Below are 20,522 nucleotides of genomic sequence, written 5' to 3'. Positions count from 1 at the left end.
ATTGATATATTTATGATATCATTTTTATATCACTTAAATCAAACCATTATGACAAACGAAAAAGATTTGACCCCGATGAACGGCTATATGATGCTGTTACTCCTCCTTGTTTTATTGTTGGGTGGAATATTCATGGTTGTACGGATTCCTCCGGTAGGCATTATTGCCATTATTGCAGCGATAATAATTCTTCCGGGTTTTGTTTTGGTCAATCCGAACAGTTCAAGAGTTTTGTTGCTCTTCGGGAAATATGTCGGCACCATCAAGAAAAACGGATTGTTTTGGGTCAATCCGTTATATTCGAAAAAAAGAATTTCGTTACGGGCCAGTAATTTTGACAGTGAGCGTTTAAAAGTCAACGATAAGTTAGGAAACCCCGTAATGATCAGCACCATTTTGGTGTGGCGGGTCACCGATACTTACAAGGCGGCCTTTGACGTTGACGATTATCAAAATTTTGTACGTGTACAGACCGATGCAGCGGTGCGAAAATTGGCCAGTATGTACCCCTATGACAATTTTGCCGATGAAGGATTGGATGAGGACATAACTTTACGTTCAAGCGTCAACGAGGTTAGCGAGGCATTGGAAAAAGAATTGCAAGAACGTTTGTCCATGGCAGGCATCGAGGTTCTGGAAGCGCGAATAGGTTACCTAGCCTATGCCCAAGAAATTGCGAACGCCATGTTGAAAAGACAGCAGGCAACGGCCATTGTCGCCGCCAGGCATAAAATTGTCGAGGGTGCCGTAAGCATGGTCGAAATGGCCTTGGAAGAACTCAGTAAAAAAGATGTCGTAGATTTAGACGAAGAAAGAAAAGCGGCAATGGTCAGTAACCTTATGGTCGTACTTTGTTCTGATAAAGATGCCTCGCCTATTGTCAATGCTGGAACCCTAAATCATTAAGAATGCGTATTTTCAGCGAAACACAGCGCTTTGATCAGTGGTGGATAAAATTGATCTACGTCGCTATGATCGGTTTTCTTCTTTTTTGTGCCTATAACTGGTATATTGCCAACAAACCCACTGGCAATGTCTCGGCCCATGATACGACGGCCCAAATTGCTATTTTCCTCTCAATAATTCCCGTACTTTTTTTAATGTACAGCTTTAACCTGAAGACCCGAATCGATGATATCGGAATACATTATCGTTTCTTTCCCTTTCAGTTGAATGACAAAACCGTTCGTTGGGAAGAACTTCAAAATTGTTATGTACGCAAATACAGTCCGATAAAAGAATTCGGAGGATGGGGATACCGCGGATCATTCGGCAAAAAAAGAAAAGCACTTAATGTAAAAGGAAACAAAGGTATTCAATTAGAGTTCGCGTCAGGGAAAAGATTGCTCATAGGCACACAGAAAGAAGCTGAGGCAAAACAAGTAATCCAACGCTATTTTAAACATAAATCATGAAGGAATATAAAATCATAAGACAAAAGTCGAACCTTTTCAAAAACAACGACACCGAATTCGAAAAAGAACTCAATGATTATGCGGCCAAAGGCTGGAATGTTCTGAATACCGTATTTAGCGACAACAATTATGCGCTTAAGGTAATTCTTGAAAGGGATAAAAGCAGGTAAATGTCAAGAATAAAAAAAGTAGTAAGATTAAGATCTTCAGTTCTTTTCATAAACACTGGTTATGAGTAAAAAAAAGGCATTTGCGCTACGATTGAACGAAGAAATGCTCAAGGCCATCGAAAAATGGGCATCGGATGAGTTTCGCAGCACGAACGGCCAAATCGAATGGATGCTCATGAAAAGTCTTAAAGAAGCCAAGAGAGCACCCAAAAAGAAGTCAGACCAGACCTAAAGTTTAGGATAATTTTAACGGTATAAACCCTTAATTTTGGTCGACCAGCTAATTCAAGACCAATGACAGGAAAGTTTTTCGCCTTCTTTCTACTCCTTATCTCATTTCTATCATTCGGCCAAAATTCAAATAAATCCTTTACGGTAAAGCAGATTTCCGAAACCCCGATTATTGATGGCGTTTTGGACGAAGCCTTTTGGGAAACGGCAGATGGCCCCCATGACTTTCAACAGTTTTTTCCTACCGACTCAATCTTGGCCAAGCAACAGACCGATGTAAAAATAGTGGTCAGCCAAACCCATTTGTACATTGGTGCAACCATGAAATCGATTGGTGACCAATGGGTAACACCATCTCTAAAAAGAGATTACAGGGCAAGCACGGGCGACAGTATGAGCTTTGTTTTCGATACCTTCAACGATGGCACAAATGCGTTCATGTTCGGTATCAACCCTTACGGTGTAAGGCGTGAGGTGCTGATATCGGCAGGAGGCTCGGATCTAAGAGGGTTTAACGAATCGTGGGATGTAAAATGGAAGGGAGAGTCAAAAATACATGGGGACTATTATACCGCAGAAATGGCCATACCGCTGACTTCCTTCAAATTTAGGGAAGGAGAGACCAAATGGCGTTTTCAGGCATATCGTTTTGACCTTCAAACAAATGAACGCAGTACATGGCATAGGGTCCCGCAAGGGCAGTTCTTGGTAAGCCTCGCATTTATGGGCGATATGCACTTCGAAAAACCATTGGGCAAATCTAGAACACCTTTGGCCATCATACCCTATTTGAACACGATTACCGAAAGGGACTTTTCATCGGAGAAAGGTACTACAGGCCTCAAAATAGGTGGTGATGCAAAAGTTTCGATAGGCAACGGCATGAATCTCGATGTGACCATAAATCCTGATTTTTCGAATGTCGAAGTCGATGATATCATAACCAACCTGACGCGCTTCGAAGTTTCTCTTCCTGAAAAAAGGCAGTTCTTTATCGACAACAGCGATCTTTTCGGAAGTTTTGGTGGCAGCCGTGATGCCAATCCTTTTTTCTCTAGACGCATAGGTATTGCCAGGGATACATCGGATAATTCAATAGAAAACCGAATAATTGGCGGCATAAGATTAAGTGGCAAACTCAACCAAAATTGGCGTTTAGGGCTGCTGAGCATTCAAACCGACGAAGACCTAAACAATAAAATCGCTTCTAACAACAATACCATGCTAGCCCTTCAAAAGAGGGTTTTCTCAAGGTCGAACGTTAGTATGTTCTATATCAATAGGCAGTCGTTCAAAGACTATGACTTTATCACTCGCGAGCAAGAATACAATCGTGTTCTTGGTGTTGATTATAATCTGGCCTCGAAAACCAACAGATGGATCGGTAAATTCTATACCCATAAATCGTTTCAGCCCGATGACAATGTAGGCAATCTCTCGGCCGGGGCCTTTTTATCAAGACAGACCAGAAGGTTTAACGTATTTACGGATCTCGCCTATATCAATGAAGACTTTACTTCAGACCTTGGCTTCGTACCGCGAACCGATATTCTAAAATCGGCAACTTCTTTTGAAAAAGTTTTCTGGCCGAAAAAAGGTTCGATCAATTCATATAGTTTCGAAGTTTTTCCGATCATTACCTGGCGGCCTACGCTTGTTTACAAACATACCGACCATGATATCATGTTATCGAGTAATTTTGAATTACAGAACCAATCGCGTTTTGGCTTGGGTTTTACCAATAGTTACACTTTTTTGACCGAAGAATTCGATCCCACAAGGACTGATAATGGCATACCCCTACCCGGCAACATGGCGTATCACTACAACAGCGTAAATGCGATGTATATGTCGAACCAAGCCAATAAATTATCTGTTATGGGCGAATCGATTCTAGGTAGGTTTTTCAATGGAAATATTTTTGCGCTCGATGCCAGGCTCGCCTTGCGCATTCTGCCCAAAGCGCAAATTTCATTGGCAATTAACTACAATAAGATTTCCCTTCCTGATCCTTATCCCAGTGCCGATCTATGGTTGGTGAGTCCAAAAATTGAGCTTACTTTCAGCAAAACACTTTTTTGGTCTACCTTGGTACAATACAGCAATGGGGATGATAATCTGGGCATTAATTCAAGACTGCAATGGCGATTTGCCCCATTGTCGGATCTGTTTATCGTTTATAACGACAATTATTTCGTAAATCAATTTTCACCTCGATATAGGTCACTAAACTTAAAATTCACCTATTGGTTGAACATTTGATAATTTAGTTATTTAATTTTTGGATCATTTAAATTTATTATCTCAGGCCATCTTGCGACCAATTGCAAAATTTATTTGGGGAATAACCTGTCTTCTATGGTGCAGCTCCCTATTTGCCCAAACAGAACCTCGGTCGTTTACGGTAAAGTTCATTTCAGAGCCCATTACGGCAGATGGCATTTTAGACGAACCCATTTGGCAAATGGCCGAAAGCGCCAATGAGTATTGGCAATACTTTCCTACCGATTCGATCTTGGCCAAACAACAATCTGAAGTCAAGATTTTATATGACGACAAGAATGTTTATATCGGCATAAAAGCCTATTCCATTGGAAGAAATTATGCACTGACCTCTCTAAAAAGAGATTTTAGGGGAGCTGGCAACGATAGTTTTTCAGTAATGTTCGACACCTACAGTGATGGACAAAATGCCTTCCTTTTCGGTATCAACCCTTATGGGGTACGTCGAGAAGGACTGGTTTCAGGAGGCGGAAACGATCGTATGCGCGATTATAGCTTGTCTTGGGACGTCAAATGGAAGGGAGATGCCCAAATGTACGATGATCATTACACTGCTGAAATGGTCATTCCGCTGACTTCCTTGAAGTTCAATGAAGGTGTTACCAAATGGCGGTTCAACAGCTATCGTATAGATACCCAATCCAATGAGCGAAGCTCATGGTCGCGAATACCACAGAATCAACTTATTTTCAGCACGGCGTTCATGGGTGATATGGTTTTTGAAAAGCCATTGGGGCAATCGCGAACACCTTTCGCGCTCATTCCTTACGTCAATGCGATATCACAGAAAGATTTCGAATCGAATGAGGGTTTGAACAATCTGAAATTCGGCGGTGATGCCAAAGTTTCGATAGGTAATAACTTAAATTTAGATATTACGGTAAACCCCGATTTTTCGCAGGTAGAGGTCGATGACCAGGTTACCAATCTTACGCGTTTTGAAGTTTCGTTGCCTGAAAAAAGACAATTCTTCATCGACAATAGTGACCTTTTCACAAGTTTTGGTGACCGTCGCGATGCCAACCCGTTCTTTTCAAGAAGAATCGGTATTGCCGTCGATACTGCAGACAATTCGATCGAGAATAAAATAATTGGTGGCATAAGACTGAGCGGCAAACTCACAAAAAATCTCAGGGTGGGCCTACTGAATATTCAAACGGCAAAGGATGTTGAAAATGAAATTCCCTCAAACAACAATACTATGTTGGCCTTTCAACAAAGGGTCTTTTCAAGATCAAACTTCGGAATGTTCTTTATCAACAAACAATCTTTCGAAAAAAATGATTTTGTTGCCAGGGCCGACGAATATAACCGTGTATTGGGGTTCGATTACAACCTGGCTTCAAGAAACAATATATGGACCGGCAACGCGTACCTTCATAAATCGTTTCAACCCGATGATAACCGCGGAAATATTTCTACCGGGGGCACCTTGAGGTACCAGACAAGAAAGTTCAACCTCTATCTAAAAGGAGTTTTGATCGATGAAGATTTTACTTCGGACCTTGGTTTCATTCGAAGGACGGACATATTTAAAGGATTTACAAGTGCTGAATGGGTTTTTTGGCCCAAAACGGGCATCATGCAAAATCACGGCTTTCGGTTTTCCCCAGTTTTTATCTGGAGTCCGAGCCTGGATTTCAAAAATACGGATTATGATTTCCGAACCAGTTGGGAGGCGCAATTTATCGACCAATCCCAATTTAACATAGGCATGACCAATAGCTATACCTTTCTGTTCGATTCGTTCGACCCTACCGGTACCGATGGCGCACTTGAATTGCCAGCAGATCAAGGGTATCACTATAATAGTATTGAATTTGAGTACACGTCTGACCTCAGAAAACGCTTATCATATCAATTTGGGTCGGAGATCGGTCGCTTTTATAACGGAAACCGGTTTTCAATAGAGAGCATGATGACCATGCGATTTCAACCAAAGGTCTTTTTATCATTGATCATGAACTACGACAAGATCGAGCTGCCCGACCCATATGCGAGTGCCGATATTTGGTTGGTAAGTCCGAAAATCGATATCACGTTCAGCAAATCCGTCTTTTGGTCGACCTTGATACAATATAGCAACCAACGCGATAACTTCGGAATCAATTCACGTCTGCAATGGCGGTTCGCACCATTGTCAGATCTATTCATCGTGTACAACGACAATTATTTTGTCAATAATTTCCAACCCCGCATCCGTTCGATAAATCTCAAGTTCACGTATTGGCTCAATATCTGACCGATCAGGGCTCTAATATCAAAAATAGCATCGCATAAATTTGATTATATTTGACCTGTAAGCTTTGTATCCCAGATGACCGAAACCACGATACCGCAACCCCTTGTTACTGATGATACTATAGTTTTTGGGTTGCTGGCCTTGTGCCTCGGTTTCGTTTTTTACACTTCCTCGATAAACACTGGTTTTTGGAAAAAGTTCTATGGAATCGTACCCACGGTGCTGATGTGCTATCTTCTACCGGGAATCTTGACCAGTATCGGTTTGATCTCTGACGAAACCTCTAACTTATATTTTATGGCAAGTCGCTATCTGTTACCGGCCGCTTTGGTTTTGATGACATTGAGCATTGATCTCAAAGCGATCGCAAACTTAGGGTCTAAGGCTTTGATCATGTTTTTTACAGGTACTATAGGAATCATAATCGGAGGGCCGTTGGCCATATTGATAGTTTCCATTTTCTCTCCTGAAACTGTCGGAGGAGTAGGGTTTGATGCCGTTTGGAGAGGGCTTTCTACCATTGCCGGAAGTTGGATCGGTGGTGGTGCCAATCAGGCCGCCATGTTCGAGATCTTCGAGTATAGCCCCGATAAATTTGGCGGAATGGTGCTGGTCGATATCGTCATCGCCAACGTATGGATGGCCATAATACTTTTAGGGGTCGGTAAAACCGATCAGATCGACAGATGGTTAAAAGCGGATACTTCATCCATTGAAACCCTCAAGAAAAAGGTATCGGAGCATACCGCCAAGATTACAAGGGTGGCCACCCTGCACGACTATATCATCATGTTGGCCCTGGCATTCACGGCCGTTGGTGCCGCACATTTTTTTGGCAATCATTTTGCCGATTTTTTGAAGGATAATTTCGAGGTCATTCGTGATAAGACCAAAATCTTATCCTCTTTGGGTTCAACATTCTTATGGATGGTCGTTTTCGCAACAAGTTTTGGCATAGCCCTATCTTTTACGAAAGCCAAGAATTATGAGGGGGCCGGCGCCAGTAAGATCGGCGGCATGTTCATATATATTTTGGTCGCCACTATCGGCATGCAAATGGATTTGGGGAAAGTACTTGATAATCCAGGGTTGATCGCCGTTGGTTTGATATGGATATCAATCCACGCGGGGCTTCTGATCCTAGTGGCCAAATTGATAAAGGCCCCTTATTTTTTTCTTGCAGTGGGTAGCCAGGCCAATGTAGGAGGTGCCGCATCAGCTCCGGTGGTTGCCGCCGAATTCCATCCCTCACTTACTTCAGTGGGAATATTGTTGGCCGTTTTCGGCTACGTGGTAGGTACGGCAGGGGCATACCTCTGTGCCATTTTGATGGAAATCGCATCAAATTTTTAACATCCCTAAAAGGAAACTAAAACTTGAAATTCAGCGTTTTAAACGATAACCGACCAACACGAGATTACTGGTATTTTCAATTGTTGCCTAGAATAGGTAGCTTTGATGCGGTAATCAGACTAAAATAACCAAATGAACACTTTCAAGACCGTAAAGAAAAAATTCAAATCGGCTTTCGAAGAAATTCTCGCCAAAGAGAACAACTATGAAATAGACGAGGCCGCACTCCCCGCTTATGCCCATAAGAATGTACTGATAGATTATTTGTTCTGGAAAAGGATAAGGGTTGCCTTTGACTTCGGAAATAGCAACGGCCACGGCAAAAAGGTCTTGGATTTCGGTTGTGGATCAGGTGTACTTAGTTACCTGCTGGCACAAAATGATTACGAGGTAACGGCCTGCGATCTTGAATTTGGGCCGCTCAATCTTGTCAGGGAGAAAATAGAGTTTCCAAAAAACATCGATTTTGTGGAAGGCGATATTGCTACAAAAGACTTTCCGGATGGGTCTTTCGACTTGATCTTTGCACTCGATGTCTTGGAACATGTCGAGAATTTAGAGGACTACATAAGGCTGTTCAATCGGTTATTGACACCCAATGGAATAGTTATCGTCTCAGGGCCTACCGAAAACATACTCTATAAAATCGGGAGAAAATTTGCAGGTGATAGATTTACCGGTGACTATCACGTAACCAATATTGCAAGCATCAAAGATAAATTCAACAATCACAATTCGGTACGGACCGTGAAAAAATTGATCGTACCTTTCGTTTTGTTCGAAGTCTTTGCTGCGACCAAAAACAAGCTATCGAATACCAATGGGTAAGTTCGGTTCCTTTTTAGGGCAGGCGAAGCAGATGCCAACTTCTCAGACCGGAAATAGGAGTCTTAGAAGCCCCTATTTTCAAATACTTGTCATTTTGGTTTTGGTTGCGATTACGTTTGCATATTCCAACCATTTTTCAAATTCCTTTCAATTCGATGATAGCCATACGATAGAAAACAATGCCTCGATTACGCAGGTAGATGTGGTCCGGTTTTTTACCGATGCCACCACATTTAGTTCGTTGGCCTCGAACCAAAGTTACAGACCTCTAACGACCCTAGAAAATGCCATTAACTATAAAATGGCCGGGGGGTTGGACCCGAAACCTTTTCACGTTCATATATTCGTGACTTTTTTGTTGACCTGTGCACTTATCTTTTTTTTCATCAGAAAATTGCTCGACAAATTGCACTTTTCAAAATACAACCAGTTTTGGGCCTTGCTCACTGCCGCAATTTTTGGGTTGTTGTGCGTCAATGCCGAAACGGTCAATTACATAATACAACGTTCCGAAATAACCGCAGCACTTTGCGTGGTTGCGGGTCTAGTAGCTTTTTTGAGCGGCGGTATATGGCGAAAATACCTGCTATACCTAATATTCCCGTTTATCGGTTTCTTTGCCAAAGAGATGGCATTCGTGTTCGCACCCATCTTATTACTCTATTTTTTGATATTTGAAGAAGAGGTATATCTGCTACATTTCTACAAAAAAGCGGAATTCAAGAAGTGCATTGTATCATTAAAAAAAACACTACCGGCCATTGTACTGACCATTGCCTTTTACTTTTTTTATTCCCAAATGAGACCCGACACTTTTTTTCCGGGTGGCCCCAGTCAATACAAATACCTGATCACACAACCCATGGTGATGTGCCATTACCTACTGACCTATTTTGTGCCCTACAATTTATCTGCCGACACCGATTGGCAGGTTTTCCCTTCATTACTTGATTATCGTGCCATAATTGGAATTGTGTTGGTATCGGCACTTCTTTATTTGGCGCTTAAGGCATCAAAGCAAAAAAGCACCAGATTGTTTTCATTTGGCCTATTGTGGTTTTTTATTACGTTATTGCCCACATCTTCATTTATTCCATTCGCCGAGGTACTCAACGACCATCGCACCTTTATACCGTACATCGGCCTTACAATAGCGTTCGTTTTTGGAACAAAATATGCAGTGGACAAAGTTTTGGGCGAGAGGCCAATGTCAACGTCGACCAAGGCATTTCTCGCTACCATACTTCTCATTTTTTTGTGTGGGAATATTTATGGGATTAGAGAACGAAACAAAGTATGGAGCACCAAGTTGAGCCTTTGGAAAGATGTCGCTGAAAAAAGTCCGAAAAACGGGCGTGGACTAATGAACTATGGTTTGGCCCTCATGGGAAAAGGTGATTTGGCGGAAGCTGAAAAGTATTATCTCAAAGCTTTGGAAATCAACCCTGATTATTCTACTTTAAATATAAATCTTGGGATTCTGAAAAATGCGCAAGGCGATACGGCCGAAGCAGAAGATTATTTTAAGAAGGCCTTGGAGCTAAATCCTTCGAATCATAGCAATAATTATTATTATGCGAGGTTTTTGGCCCGTCACGATAGATTCGAGGAAGCCCAGGGTTATTTGGAAAAAGCGGTTGAAATTTCTCCAAATTATCAATTGGCGAACACTATGCTAATGGAAGTTTACCATAAAACCGAACAATGGGAGAATTTGAAAGATTTCGCCCAAAAGATTTTGAAAGATTCACCAGAAAATGAAAAAGCCATTAAATATTTGAAGGTGGCGGGTGAAAGAAAATCTGAAATAGCATTGTTCGAAGAAGATATCGAAAAATACCCGTCCGCTGAAAAATACCTTGACCTTAGTCTAAAATATTATAAACTGGGAAAATTCATCAAGACCATAGATGCAGCGCAACAGGCTTTAAAGTTAAAAAAAGACTACCCTGCGGCTTACAATAATATCGGTATTGCCTATTACGAGCTCGGAGATTATGACCGGTCGATCGATGCGTATACCAAGGCCGTTTCTTTGGATACCTCCTACCAACTGGCTAAAAACAATATGAAAAATGCGATAAAGGCCAAAAATCTTGACGAAACCTTGGCTAAAAGCTATACGTTGCTTAAAACATCCGATGACTTTTTGAATTATAGCCTCGAATGTTATAAACAAAAAAAATATGAAGCATGCATCGAGGCTGCCGAAAAATCGATTACCATCAAACCATCAGCCGGAGCCTATAACAATATATGTGCCGCATACAATCAAATGCAGCTTTACGACAAGGCAATCGCGGCATGCGATCAAGCGTTAAAGATAGACCCTAACCATAAACTTGCCCAAGGCAATCGTGATTTTGCCGTTGCCAGAACAAAATCACCATAACCGCCTCTACAATGGAAAACGAATTGTTCAATACCGACACTAGAATAGCCATAGTTGTTCCATACTATAATGCATCAGCTCAAATCGTCAATGTAATAAGCAAGATTCCCGCTTTTGTAGATGCTGTTATTATTGTCGACGACAAAAGCAAGGAAGACCTGCCCAAAAGCAGGATTATGGATGAAATAAACGACAAGACGAAATGTCATTTTTTGGAGAACGAAGTAAATCTAGGTGTTGGCGGAGCGACCAAAAAAGGTTTCGAATACGCATTGGAAAACGATTTTGAAATCATCGTCAAAGTTGATGCCGATGACCAAATGGACCTAGGTTTCTTGCCAACCTTGATCCAACCCCTGTTGAATGGAGAGGCCGCGATGGCAAAGGGGAACCGCTTCAGAAATACCAAGGCCCTTCAAAGCATGCCGATTCCCCGTAAATTTGGAAATCTAGTATTATCCTTTTTGACCAAAATGGCCACTGGATATTGGCACAATTTCGATCCCACAAACGGTTTCATCGCCTTGAAGGCCGAAGTACTCAAAAAATTGGATTTCTCAAAACTTGCAAACCGATATTATTTTGAAACCTCCTTACTTGCAGAACTGTATTTTCAAAAAACCCTTATAAAAGACATCGATATGCCCGCCATCTACGGGGATGAAAAATCGAATATGAGCCTATCGAAAATGGTTTTTGTCTTCTTGGGCAACCTTCAACTGACATTCTTCAAGCGTATTTTGAAAGAATATTTTTTATATGATTTTAATATAGGCTCTATCTACATATTTTTTGGGGTACCTCTGTTTTCCTTTGGGATGGTCTTTGGAATTATCAAATGGGTACATTATGCCAAAATCAATGTTTTGGCACCGACGGGCACCATTATGATCATTACCCTGTCGATTATACTAGGGTTTCAACTGATATTACAGGCCATACAGTACGATATATTCAATGCACCGAACGGCAATGCACGTTGATGCCTGTAAACTTCAAAAAAGTCGTTGATTATTATTAGGTTTGCGCAGCTTTTTCAATAAACCTCTATTGAGCGATTTTCAGTGTGTCAAACGAGTTCAATGTATGTATAAAACTATCATGAAAAAATTATTTCTGTTTCTATTTATCGGATGTCTATTCTCTTGTCAAGAAAAAAACCCGGGCAAAACAATGACGGTTACCGGAAAAGTAAAAGGCCTGAAAAAGGGAAGGCTCTATCTTCAAAAGCTTCCCGATTCTACCCTTGTGACCATCGATTCACTGAATATTGATGGCGATGGAAGCTTCACCTTTGTTACGAAAATCGAAAGTCCTGAAATATTTTATCTCTATCTCGATAAAAAAGACAACAACGACATCAACGACCGTATAACCTTTTTCGGGGAACCGGGCACTATAACTATAAATACGAATTGGAACACTTTTGACGCCAACGCAAAGATCGAGGGCTCGAAAACCCATAAAAAGTTGGAAGAGTATCAAAAGGTCATGACCCGTTTCAATATGAAAAGTCTAGAGATCATGAAAAGTTCGGCCAATTCAGGGAAACTTGATTCGCTGGCTATCGATTCGATACAGAAATTGAGCGACAAGAACGTTCAACGAGGATACGCCTATGCGGTGAATTTCGCCCTGAACAACAAAGACTCTTATATCGCCCCGTATATCGCACGGTACGAGGTATCAGATGCCAATGTCAAATATCTCGACTCGATCTATAATTCGTTGAGCCCTGAAGTGGCCAGTTCGAAATACGGCAAAGAACTAAAGCAATATTTAGATCAGGTAAGGGAATAACTAAAAAAGGCCCCGATGTTTCCATCGGGGCCTTTTTTAGTTTAGATCAAGATGTTATCCCAATTTGTTCAAATCTTGTACAAGAGCGGTAGCTTTCTTTTCCAAATCCGCCCGTACTTTCATCAGATGGGCCTTTCTGTTATCGACGTTTCTCTGATTGACTCTGGCAATAAGGTCGTCGAAGGTTTCAATGGCTCCGTCGATAATCTTACCGCCTTCTTTTGAATCTTGTTTGCCGTTTGCGGCCTCAACAATATATACGGCCTCGATAATATCGCCAAGAACGTTGTTTATATCTTTTTTTAAATCTCGAATACTTGCCATGATAATTTTTTTTACAAAAATAGGGTTTTGATCACTCACTGCTCCCCGGAACGCTACTTTTCTTTTAAATTGTAACCTCCAAAAGTTTTGAACCTTTGGTCTTCAATAAAATATTGGTCGTATTGGCCGAAACCAATACAGTTTCACCCTTGCTTATACTAGTCTCTCCAAAATCGTTCATTACGACCGCACTACCTCCTACGCACATATAGATGGTAAACGAATCCCTTTTAGAAGTATCCAAAAAAAGGTCCTGGGTCAGTTCTAAAAAGTTGGTCTTAAAATAAGGGCAATCGACCATGGGATTGACAGTGTCTGTTTTCTTCGGATACAATACTTTGAAATCATCCTTTTTTTCATAATCGATGGCATCCAAGGCCAATTCGGTATGCAGTTCGCGGTAATTGCCATCTTTATCCTTGCGGTCAAAATCGAATACCCGATAAGTCACATCCGACGTCTGCTGTATCTCGGCCAAAAGTACGCCTGCCCCAATGGCATGTATCTTTCCCGTATTGATAAAAAAAGTATCGCCTTCCTTGACTTGCTCGTAGTTCAACAGTTCTAAAAGCGTGTTTTCTGCCAAACTTTGCGAATATTGTTCTTTGCTTACATCTTTGTTGAAACCTACGATCAAATTGGCATCCTCATCGGCATCCATTATATACCACATCTCGGTCTTGCCAAAAGAATTGTGTCTTTTTTTTGCCAGTTCGTCGTTCGGATGCAATTGAACCGACAGATCCTGTTTAGCGTCTATAAACTTTATCAATATCGGAAACTCCGTACCAAAACGCTCGAAAACACTTTTGCCAAGCACCTGTTCGGCATTATCATTGATCAGTTGTTGTAACGAAGTTCCTGAAAGTTCACCATTCGCAACAACGGAAACATCACCTTCAACGGTAGACAGCTCCCAACTTTCACCCGTAATTTCGCAAGTAATCGGCTTTCCAAGAACATCTTTTAGTTTCGTGCCTCCCCAAAGACGTTCCTTGAGTATCGGTCTAAATTTTAATGGGTACATAGGATTGGTGGTTGATCTGATATTCTCAATTCATCATTCGTTATTCTAAATAGGAAAGGGCTTTTACTATCCGGAATAGGTTACAAAATTTCGGGGAGTCTCATATAGTACAACTTCAAGTTCTTTTGAAGCATCTATATGACCACGAAGTTTGTTCCAGATAACTATGGCGATATTCTCTGCAGTTGGGTTTAAGTCTTTGAACTCCGGCACTTCGAGATTTAGGTTTTTATGATCCAATACATTTTCTATTCTATCCTTGATCAATTCTTTCAATACTTTCATATCCATGACAAATCCGGTCTCTTTGTCGATTTCACCCGTAACGCTTACAATAAGTTCGTAATTATGGCCATGATAATTCGGATTACTACATTTTCCGAATACCTCTTTGTTGCGTTCATCGGCCCAATCATGGCGAAAAAGACGATGCGCCGCATTAAAGTGTGCTTTTCTACTGACTTTCACTTTCATCATTTACTTGCGTTTACGTGATATGATCATAGAATCTATCGAAGATAATCTTAAACCAAGCCGTGTAGCTTTCAGGATTTTCCGCAATATCTTTCTTAACATCTTTGGGCAACATCCATTTCCAATCGGCAACCTCTTCTCTGTTTATAATAGGTGGTTCGTTATAGTTTCCCAACATCACATGATCTAGTTCATGCTCGGTAAGGCCGTTATCAAAAGGAGCTTTGTAGATAAACGAGAATAATTCCTTCAATTGGGTCTCAAAGCCCATTTCTTCCCTCAACCTTCGCTTACCGGCCTCGATATTGTTTTCACCTTCTCGCTGGTGGCTACAGCAGGTATTCGTCCACAATAATGGGGAATGATATTTGCTTGCAGCTCTTTGCTGAAGAAGTGTTTCGCCCTTATCGTTCATTATGAAAACCGAAAACGCCCTATGGAGCAAGGCTTTTTCGTGAGCCTCCATTTTAGGCATGGTGCCGACTTGCTCATCGTTTTCATTAACCAAAATGACAGATTCTTCTTCCTTCATTCTGTAAAAATAAGGTGTTTGGCCCTTTATTGCATTTAACCTGTGATAAAATAATGCCAAAGGAACTTAAAATGAACGAAAAAATCTTCTTAAAAGAATCGTGGGGATTTTACTTGGCCCTTTGTTGTGATAAAGTCGTATCGCAAGATTACCTCAAAAGAGCCATCGTTGAATGCGGCACTTCCCAATTCGGTGGTCTCCTTGTCATAGGCAACACCTATAAGAAACTTGTTCGATATCTGAAAACCGGCCATGCCGCTCAAGGCCGCGTCCCATCGATAGGCCGCACCTAGAATGAACTTGTCGTTCAACATGAAATTCGCCGATAGGTCGACTTGAAGGGGTGCCCCCCGTACCACTTTGGTCAACAAGGTGGGTTTGAACTTCAGCAGGGGATTCAAGTTCCAGACGTAGCCTGTTATGAAATAAAAATTCATCTGCTCTTTGGCCGTGGACAAAGAAGATTCGTCAAAGTGCGATGTCTCCAAAAATCGTGGAACGGACAAACCGGCGTAGAAATTGTTCGTATGATAGTAAACACCGGCTCCAAAGTTGGGCGACAATCTATTATGGATATCCTGCTCAAGAGTCTGATCGGGACCGTACTGGTTCAATTCTGAAAAACGTATATCCAAAAGATGGGCACTTCCCTTAAGTCCAAAACTAAGTCTACCCTCGGCCGAAGTATAGAGGGTATATGAAAAATCGATATCGAAATTGGTCTCCGATGTGGGTCCTATTTTATCGTTCACAATAGACAGCCCTAGCCCCACCCCCCTATAACCTATCGGAGAATGAATGTTAAACGTCTGCGTGGTCGGAGCGCCTTCAAGACCTACCCATTGCGACCTATGAAGGGCAGCAATGCTTATGTGACCCCTGGAGCCCGCATAACCCGGATTCACACTTACCGTATTGTACATATACTGCGTATACTGCGCATCTTGCTGGGCATTGCCATTTTCTACCAAAAAAAACAACAATGAAAACACCAAGAGCACTAATTTATAGTAGTGCTTGGCCAGTGGCGTTTTTGTAGTGCTCAACATCTTTATCTGTTTAGGTATAAATAGCCCGAAAGCGTCTGCATATTTCCTGTGGCATCTTCATAATCCAAAATATAGAAATAGGTACCTACAGGTAATTTATTATTGGCATCAACGGTAACCCTTCCTTTCGATGTACCGTCGAATACATTGCCCTGTGTATTGTATGCATTTGTCGAATACACCAATACCCCCCATCGGTTATATATTTTGATGGTATTGTTCGGGTAATCTTCCAGTCCTGAAATGGCCAGAACGTCGTGAACACCGTCACCATTAGGTGTTATAACGTTGAAAACCTCTATTTCAGTATCAGGAAGGTTCGGTTCAAGATATTCGGGAATACCGTTGCCATCGCTATCATCGTTGGCATAATTACCATCACCGTTCATATCCTCGTCCCTTGAGGCTATGCCATCGTCATCGTCATCGGTATCCCTGTAATCGGATTCATTGTCACCGTCTGTATTTGGCAAGTCGTTAAATGGATCGTCCACTTCGTCATTGACATCAAGATCGATCGCGATTGTCCCTTCATAGCCATCATCCAAACCATCATTATCCTTGTCGGAACCAATCAAAGTTACTTCAGGAACCCCATCATGGTCGTGGTCATGGGCCTCGATACTATCCGGTATATTATCATTGTCACTGTCGTCATCAACATAATCAGGAAGACTATCGCCATCGGTGTCCTCAGGAATGATTCCTAGATTTCCACTACTTTCATAGGCATCATCAAGCCCGTTGGCATTGGCATCGATTCCACTAGGTGCTATATACCCTGAGGTTGTCTGCGCTTCAATGTTATCGGGAATACCATCATTATCGCTATCGATATCCAAATAATCTGGAATACCATCATTATCGGTATCCGTCGGATTTGTCGATGGATCATTGTCGGCATCCAAATTAAGATCTTCAAAACTATCAACGATACCATCATCATCACTATCCAAATCAAGAGCATCGGTTACGACAACGGTAACGCTCGCCGTACTGCAGTTGCCAGAATCATCGCAAAGTGTATAGGTGAAGGTATCGGTACCTGTGAAAGAGCTATTGGGGGTATAGGTGACATTATCGTCCGATGGATCGTTCGGGGTACCATTGTCATCGACGACCGCCGTTCCGCTGGACGGATTGGTTATCGTCAAGGTTCCCACTGTCGGAATATCATTATCATTGGCCAATATATCGATATCGACGGGGGCATCCTCGGTAGTGGCAATCGAATCATCCAGCGCATCTACGATAGGAAGCACATCGATGGTCACCGTGGCCGTGCTACAATCGCCAAATGTATTACAGACCGTATAGTCAAAACTATCGGGCCCATTGTAATCAGGATTCGGAATATAGGTAACAATATCATCCTTTGGGTCATTCGGAGTTCCATTATTGTCAACCGTGACCGTACCATTGGTCGGGTTCGTAGTCGTCAAATTGCCTGAATCAGGTAGATCGGAATCATTTGCAAAAACATCGATTACAACGGACTGATCTTCATCAGTGGCAACAAGGTCGTCGACCAAAGTTGCGGCTTCATAGATACATACAACCGTAAAACTCGGCAGATCAAAGCTATTACCGATCTTGGTAATGGTGGCCGTATATTTCACCGGACTTTCCGTGGCCACCACAGTAGGACGGGTCTGGTCGCCGGAAACCACAGGGTTCCAAGTCAATGCGGCACTAGGGGAAACATTGGCCGTATTATCGGTAATATCCAATGTAACTTCATTATATGGAGAATTGCAATTTGTAAGAATGAAGTAGCTTGATGCATTTTTTCCACAAAGCGTACCATCATATAAAGCAAAATAAACGCCCCGCTCGGTAACTTCTATAAAAGAATCTGTTCCGATAACCGTATTGGTATCAGAAGCTTCGTACCAACGATAATTACTTTCATCGCCACTATTAGGGGCTTGCAATAAAAATTGGGCGTTAGATACGGTAATCCCCAGCAATGTAAAAACAAAGCCGAGGATTAGTGGTTTATATGTGAATAGTTGTTTCAAATCGACTTGGTATCGTATTCATTTACCTTATTTGACTACAAAAACTACATTTATCAATGAATTGTAATCTGTGGGTGTCGCAATAATATCATAGGTCAAAACGCCATTGGCATCGATAGTGAATTCTGCCGGTGTCGTATCGAATACGGCCGGGTCGGCGTAAGTAACATAATAGTACAACTCCGTACGACCATACGTTGGCACAGCTGCTGGAGCACCAGCACTTGATGCCGTAGGACTACCAAATTGATCTAAATATTCTTGATACAAGTCAACAGTTCTGTTTGTTCCGGTCGTTGATGCATCGATAGCTATCGAAGGCGGATAAAAAATTCGGGCCGCTTTTGATGTTATCGGGGCTATATCCTGTATTACATCTTCCACCGTGGGTTCGGTCGTTCCGTCTCCATCCACATCAACGGGTGTATCGGAATCTACCTCAGAAGCGGTTTGATCATCTGAACCTAAGGATGAAAGTGGCACATCGAAATTACCTCCCCCATCGGACAGTCTTAAATTGGATCCAACAACACTAAAACCAGTGTTATATTCATTTCCAATATTCGAATCTGCATCGTTTACATTCAATGTAATACTGTTACCTCCCGAAATTGAAATATTGCCAGGAGAATTATCGGTAGAGAGGGTCTGATCATCTGTTGCCGGATCGCCTTGTGGACCTGTGGCTCCCGTGGCTCCCGTTGCACCTGTATCTCCTTGTGGACCTGTGGCTCCGGTTGCTCCTGTTGCTCCCGTATCTCCTTGTGGACCCGTGGCACCGGTTGCTCCTGTGGCTCCCGTGGCTCCGGTTGCTCCTGTGGCTCCGGTTGCTCCTGTGGCTCCCGTTGCTCCTGTATCTCCTTGTGGGCCTGTGGCTCCTGTTGCTCCCGTTGCGCCCGTGGCTCCGGTTGCTCCTGTATCTCCTTGTGGACCTGTGGCCCCTGTGGCCCCTGTGGCTCCGGTTGCTCCTGTGGCTCCCGTTGCTCCTGTATCTCCTTGTGGGCCTGTGGCTCCTGTTGCTCCCGTTGCGCCCGTGGCTCCGGTTGCTCCTGTATCTCCTTGTGGACCTGTGGCTCCGTCAGCTCCCGTTGCGCCTGTGGCTCCTTGTGGACCTGTATCTCCTTGTGGACCTGTGGCGCCTGTTGCTCCGGTTGCTCCCGTGGCTCCTGTATCTCCTTGTGCACCTGTGGCACCTGTGGCTCCGGTTGCACCGGTTGCTCCTGTATCTCCTTGTGGACCTGTGGCTCCGTCAACTCCGGTTGCGCCTGTGGCGCCTGTTGCTCCCGTGGCGCCTGTATCTCCTTGTGGACCTGTGGCCCCTGTGGCCCCTGTGGCTCCTGTGGCTCCTGTATCTCCTTGTGGACCTGTGGCTCCTGTGGCTCCTGTTGCTCCGGTTGCGCCCGTTGCTCCTGTATCTCCTTGTGGACCTGTGGCCCCCGTTGCTCCTGTATCGCCTTGTGGACCTGTGGCTCCGGTTGCACCGGTTGCTCCTGTTGCACCTGTGGCTCCCGTATCTCCTTGTGGACCTGTGGCACCGGTTGCTCCTGTGGCTCCGTCAGCTCCGGTTGCGCCTGTGGCTCCTGTGGCCCCGGTTGCGCCTGTATCTCCTTGTGGACCTGTGGCTCCTGTTGCTCCTGTGGCACCGGTTGCTCCCGTGGCTCCCGTTGCGCCTGTGGCACCTGTATCTCCTTGTGGACCTGTGGCTCCCGTGGCTCCCGTTGCTCCTGTATCTCCTTGTGGACCTGTGGCTCCGTCTGCTCCGGTTGCACCGGTTGCTCCCGTGGTTCCTTGTGGACCTGTGGCTCCCGTATCTCCTTGTGGACCTGTGGCACCGGTTGCTCCTGTGGCTCCGTCAGCTCCGGTTGCGCCTGTGGCTCCCGTGGCTCCTGTATCTCCTTGTGGACCTGTGGCACCGGTTGCTCCCGTTGCTCCTGTTGCGCCTGTTGCGCCTGTGGCTCCTGTGGCCCCAGTTGCTCCTGTATCTCCTTGTGGACCTGTGGCACCGGTTGCTCCTGTGGCTCCCGTGGCGCCGGTTGCTCCTGTTGCGCCTGTGGCTCCTGTGGCCCCGGTTGCTCCTGTATCTCCTTGTGGACCTGTGGCACCGGTTGCTCCTGTGGCTCCCGTGGCGCCGGTTGCTCCTGTGGCTCCTGTTGCGCCCGTTGCTCCTGTTGCGCCAGTGGCTCCTGTTGCTCCTGTTGCTCCTGTGGCTCCCGTGGCGCCGGTTGCTCCTGTATCTCCTTGTGGACCTGTGGCTCCTGTTGCGCCCGTTGCTCCTGTGGCTCCCGTGGCCCCGGTTGCTCCTGTATCTCCTTGTGGACCTGTGGCACCGGTTGCTCCTGTGGCTCCCGTGGCGCCGGTTGCTCCTGTATCTCCTTGTGGAC

18 protein-coding genes are annotated in these 20,522 nt (G+C 43.7%); 11 read left to right on the top strand and 7 right to left on the bottom strand.

What is annotated here, in order from left to right:
• Window positions 1-48 precede the first annotated feature (48 nt).
• The 11 genes from ACEZ3G_RS15255 (at window position 49) to ACEZ3G_RS15205 (ending at window position 12,714) form a co-directional block, all read left to right on the top strand.
• A complete protein-coding gene (locus tag ACEZ3G_RS15255) occupies window positions 49-906 on the top strand; it encodes an SPFH domain-containing protein (RefSeq protein WP_432426382.1) in 858 nt (285 codons plus the stop codon).
• A 2-nt stretch (window positions 907-908) separates the two neighbouring features.
• Window positions 909-1,415 carry a hypothetical protein gene (locus ACEZ3G_RS15250; protein ID WP_432426381.1) on the top strand — a complete coding sequence of 169 codons (507 nt, stop codon included), beginning with the start codon at window positions 909-911 and terminating at the stop codon, window positions 1,413-1,415.
• Window positions 1,412-1,585 carry a DUF4177 domain-containing protein gene (locus ACEZ3G_RS15245; protein WP_432426380.1) on the top strand — a complete coding sequence of 58 codons (174 nt, stop codon included), beginning with the start codon at window positions 1,412-1,414 and terminating at the stop codon, window positions 1,583-1,585. Before ACEZ3G_RS15250 ends, ACEZ3G_RS15245 begins: the two co-directional genes overlap by 4 nt.
• A 61-nt stretch (window positions 1,586-1,646) precedes the next feature.
• Entirely contained in the window at window positions 1,647-1,817 is a 171-nt protein-coding gene (locus ACEZ3G_RS15240; RefSeq protein WP_432426379.1) for an Arc family DNA-binding protein, read from the top strand.
• A gap of 62 nt (window positions 1,818-1,879) precedes the next feature.
• The gene (locus ACEZ3G_RS15235) at window positions 1,880-4,078 is read left to right on the top strand and encodes a DUF5916 domain-containing protein (RefSeq protein WP_432426378.1); all 2,199 of its coding nucleotides are present in this window, start codon (window positions 1,880-1,882) and stop codon (window positions 4,076-4,078) included.
• A gap of 61 nt (window positions 4,079-4,139) precedes the next feature.
• Window positions 4,140-6,341 carry a DUF5916 domain-containing protein gene (locus ACEZ3G_RS15230; RefSeq protein ID WP_432426475.1) on the top strand — a complete coding sequence of 734 codons (2,202 nt, stop codon included), beginning with the start codon at window positions 4,140-4,142 and terminating at the stop codon, window positions 6,339-6,341.
• 75 nt (window positions 6,342-6,416) lie between these two features.
• Entirely contained in the window at window positions 6,417-7,694 is a 1,278-nt protein-coding gene (locus ACEZ3G_RS15225; RefSeq protein ID WP_432426377.1) for a DUF819 family protein, read from the top strand.
• 132 nt (window positions 7,695-7,826) lie between these two features.
• Window positions 7,827-8,522: a class I SAM-dependent methyltransferase gene (locus ACEZ3G_RS15220; protein ID WP_432426376.1), complete on the top strand. Its 696-nt coding sequence runs from the start codon at window positions 7,827-7,829 to the stop codon at window positions 8,520-8,522.
• On the top strand, window positions 8,515-10,914 hold the full coding sequence (locus ACEZ3G_RS15215) for a tetratricopeptide repeat protein (protein ID WP_432426375.1): 2,400 nt from the start codon (window positions 8,515-8,517) through the stop codon (window positions 10,912-10,914). Before ACEZ3G_RS15220 ends, ACEZ3G_RS15215 begins: the two co-directional genes overlap by 8 nt.
• Window positions 10,915-10,925: 11 nt before the next feature.
• On the top strand, window positions 10,926-11,897 hold the full coding sequence (locus ACEZ3G_RS15210; protein ID WP_432426374.1) for a glycosyltransferase family 2 protein: 972 nt from the start codon (window positions 10,926-10,928) through the stop codon (window positions 11,895-11,897).
• 118 nt (window positions 11,898-12,015) lie between these two features.
• Window positions 12,016-12,714, top strand: a complete 699-nt coding sequence (locus ACEZ3G_RS15205; protein WP_432426373.1) for a DUF4369 domain-containing protein — start codon at window positions 12,016-12,018, stop codon at window positions 12,712-12,714.
• Between the two features lie 54 nt (window positions 12,715-12,768).
• Here ACEZ3G_RS15205 and ACEZ3G_RS15200 read toward each other — a convergent pair whose 3' ends face one another.
• From ACEZ3G_RS15200 to ACEZ3G_RS15170, 7 genes are all read right to left on the bottom strand, one after another.
• Entirely contained in the window at window positions 12,769-13,038 is a 270-nt protein-coding gene (locus ACEZ3G_RS15200) for a hypothetical protein (RefSeq protein WP_432426372.1), read from the bottom strand.
• Between the two features lie 64 nt (window positions 13,039-13,102).
• On the bottom strand, window positions 13,103-14,065 hold the full coding sequence (locus ACEZ3G_RS15195) for a type I phosphomannose isomerase catalytic subunit (protein WP_432426371.1): 963 nt from the start codon (window positions 14,063-14,065) through the stop codon (window positions 13,103-13,105).
• A gap of 66 nt (window positions 14,066-14,131) precedes the next feature.
• A complete protein-coding gene (locus ACEZ3G_RS15190) occupies window positions 14,132-14,539 on the bottom strand; it encodes a 6-pyruvoyl trahydropterin synthase family protein (RefSeq protein ID WP_432426474.1) in 408 nt (135 codons plus the stop codon).
• 13 nt (window positions 14,540-14,552) lie between these two features.
• Window positions 14,553-15,071: an isopentenyl-diphosphate Delta-isomerase gene (idi, locus tag ACEZ3G_RS15185; protein ID WP_432426370.1), complete on the bottom strand. Its 519-nt coding sequence runs from the start codon at window positions 15,069-15,071 to the stop codon at window positions 14,553-14,555.
• An 89-nt stretch (window positions 15,072-15,160) separates the two neighbouring features.
• A complete protein-coding gene (locus tag ACEZ3G_RS15180; RefSeq protein ID WP_432426369.1) occupies window positions 15,161-16,120 on the bottom strand; it encodes a PorP/SprF family type IX secretion system membrane protein in 960 nt (319 codons plus the stop codon).
• 2 nt (window positions 16,121-16,122) lie between these two features.
• Window positions 16,123-18,141 (bottom strand): Ig-like domain-containing protein, encoded by a 2,019-nt coding sequence (locus ACEZ3G_RS15175; protein ID WP_432426368.1) that lies wholly within the window; start codon window positions 18,139-18,141, stop codon window positions 16,123-16,125.
• A 27-nt stretch (window positions 18,142-18,168) separates the two neighbouring features.
• Window positions 18,169-20,522 (bottom strand): hypothetical protein (locus ACEZ3G_RS15170; protein WP_432426367.1); only part of this gene is annotated, 2,354 nt, incomplete at its 5' end.

The organism is Meishania litoralis (assembly GCF_042611095.1).
GTDB lineage: Bacteria > Bacteroidota > Bacteroidia > Flavobacteriales > Flavobacteriaceae > Meishania > Meishania litoralis.
Note: the sequence above shows the minus strand (reverse complement) of the source record. Positions and strands in the feature narration are given on the sequence as shown.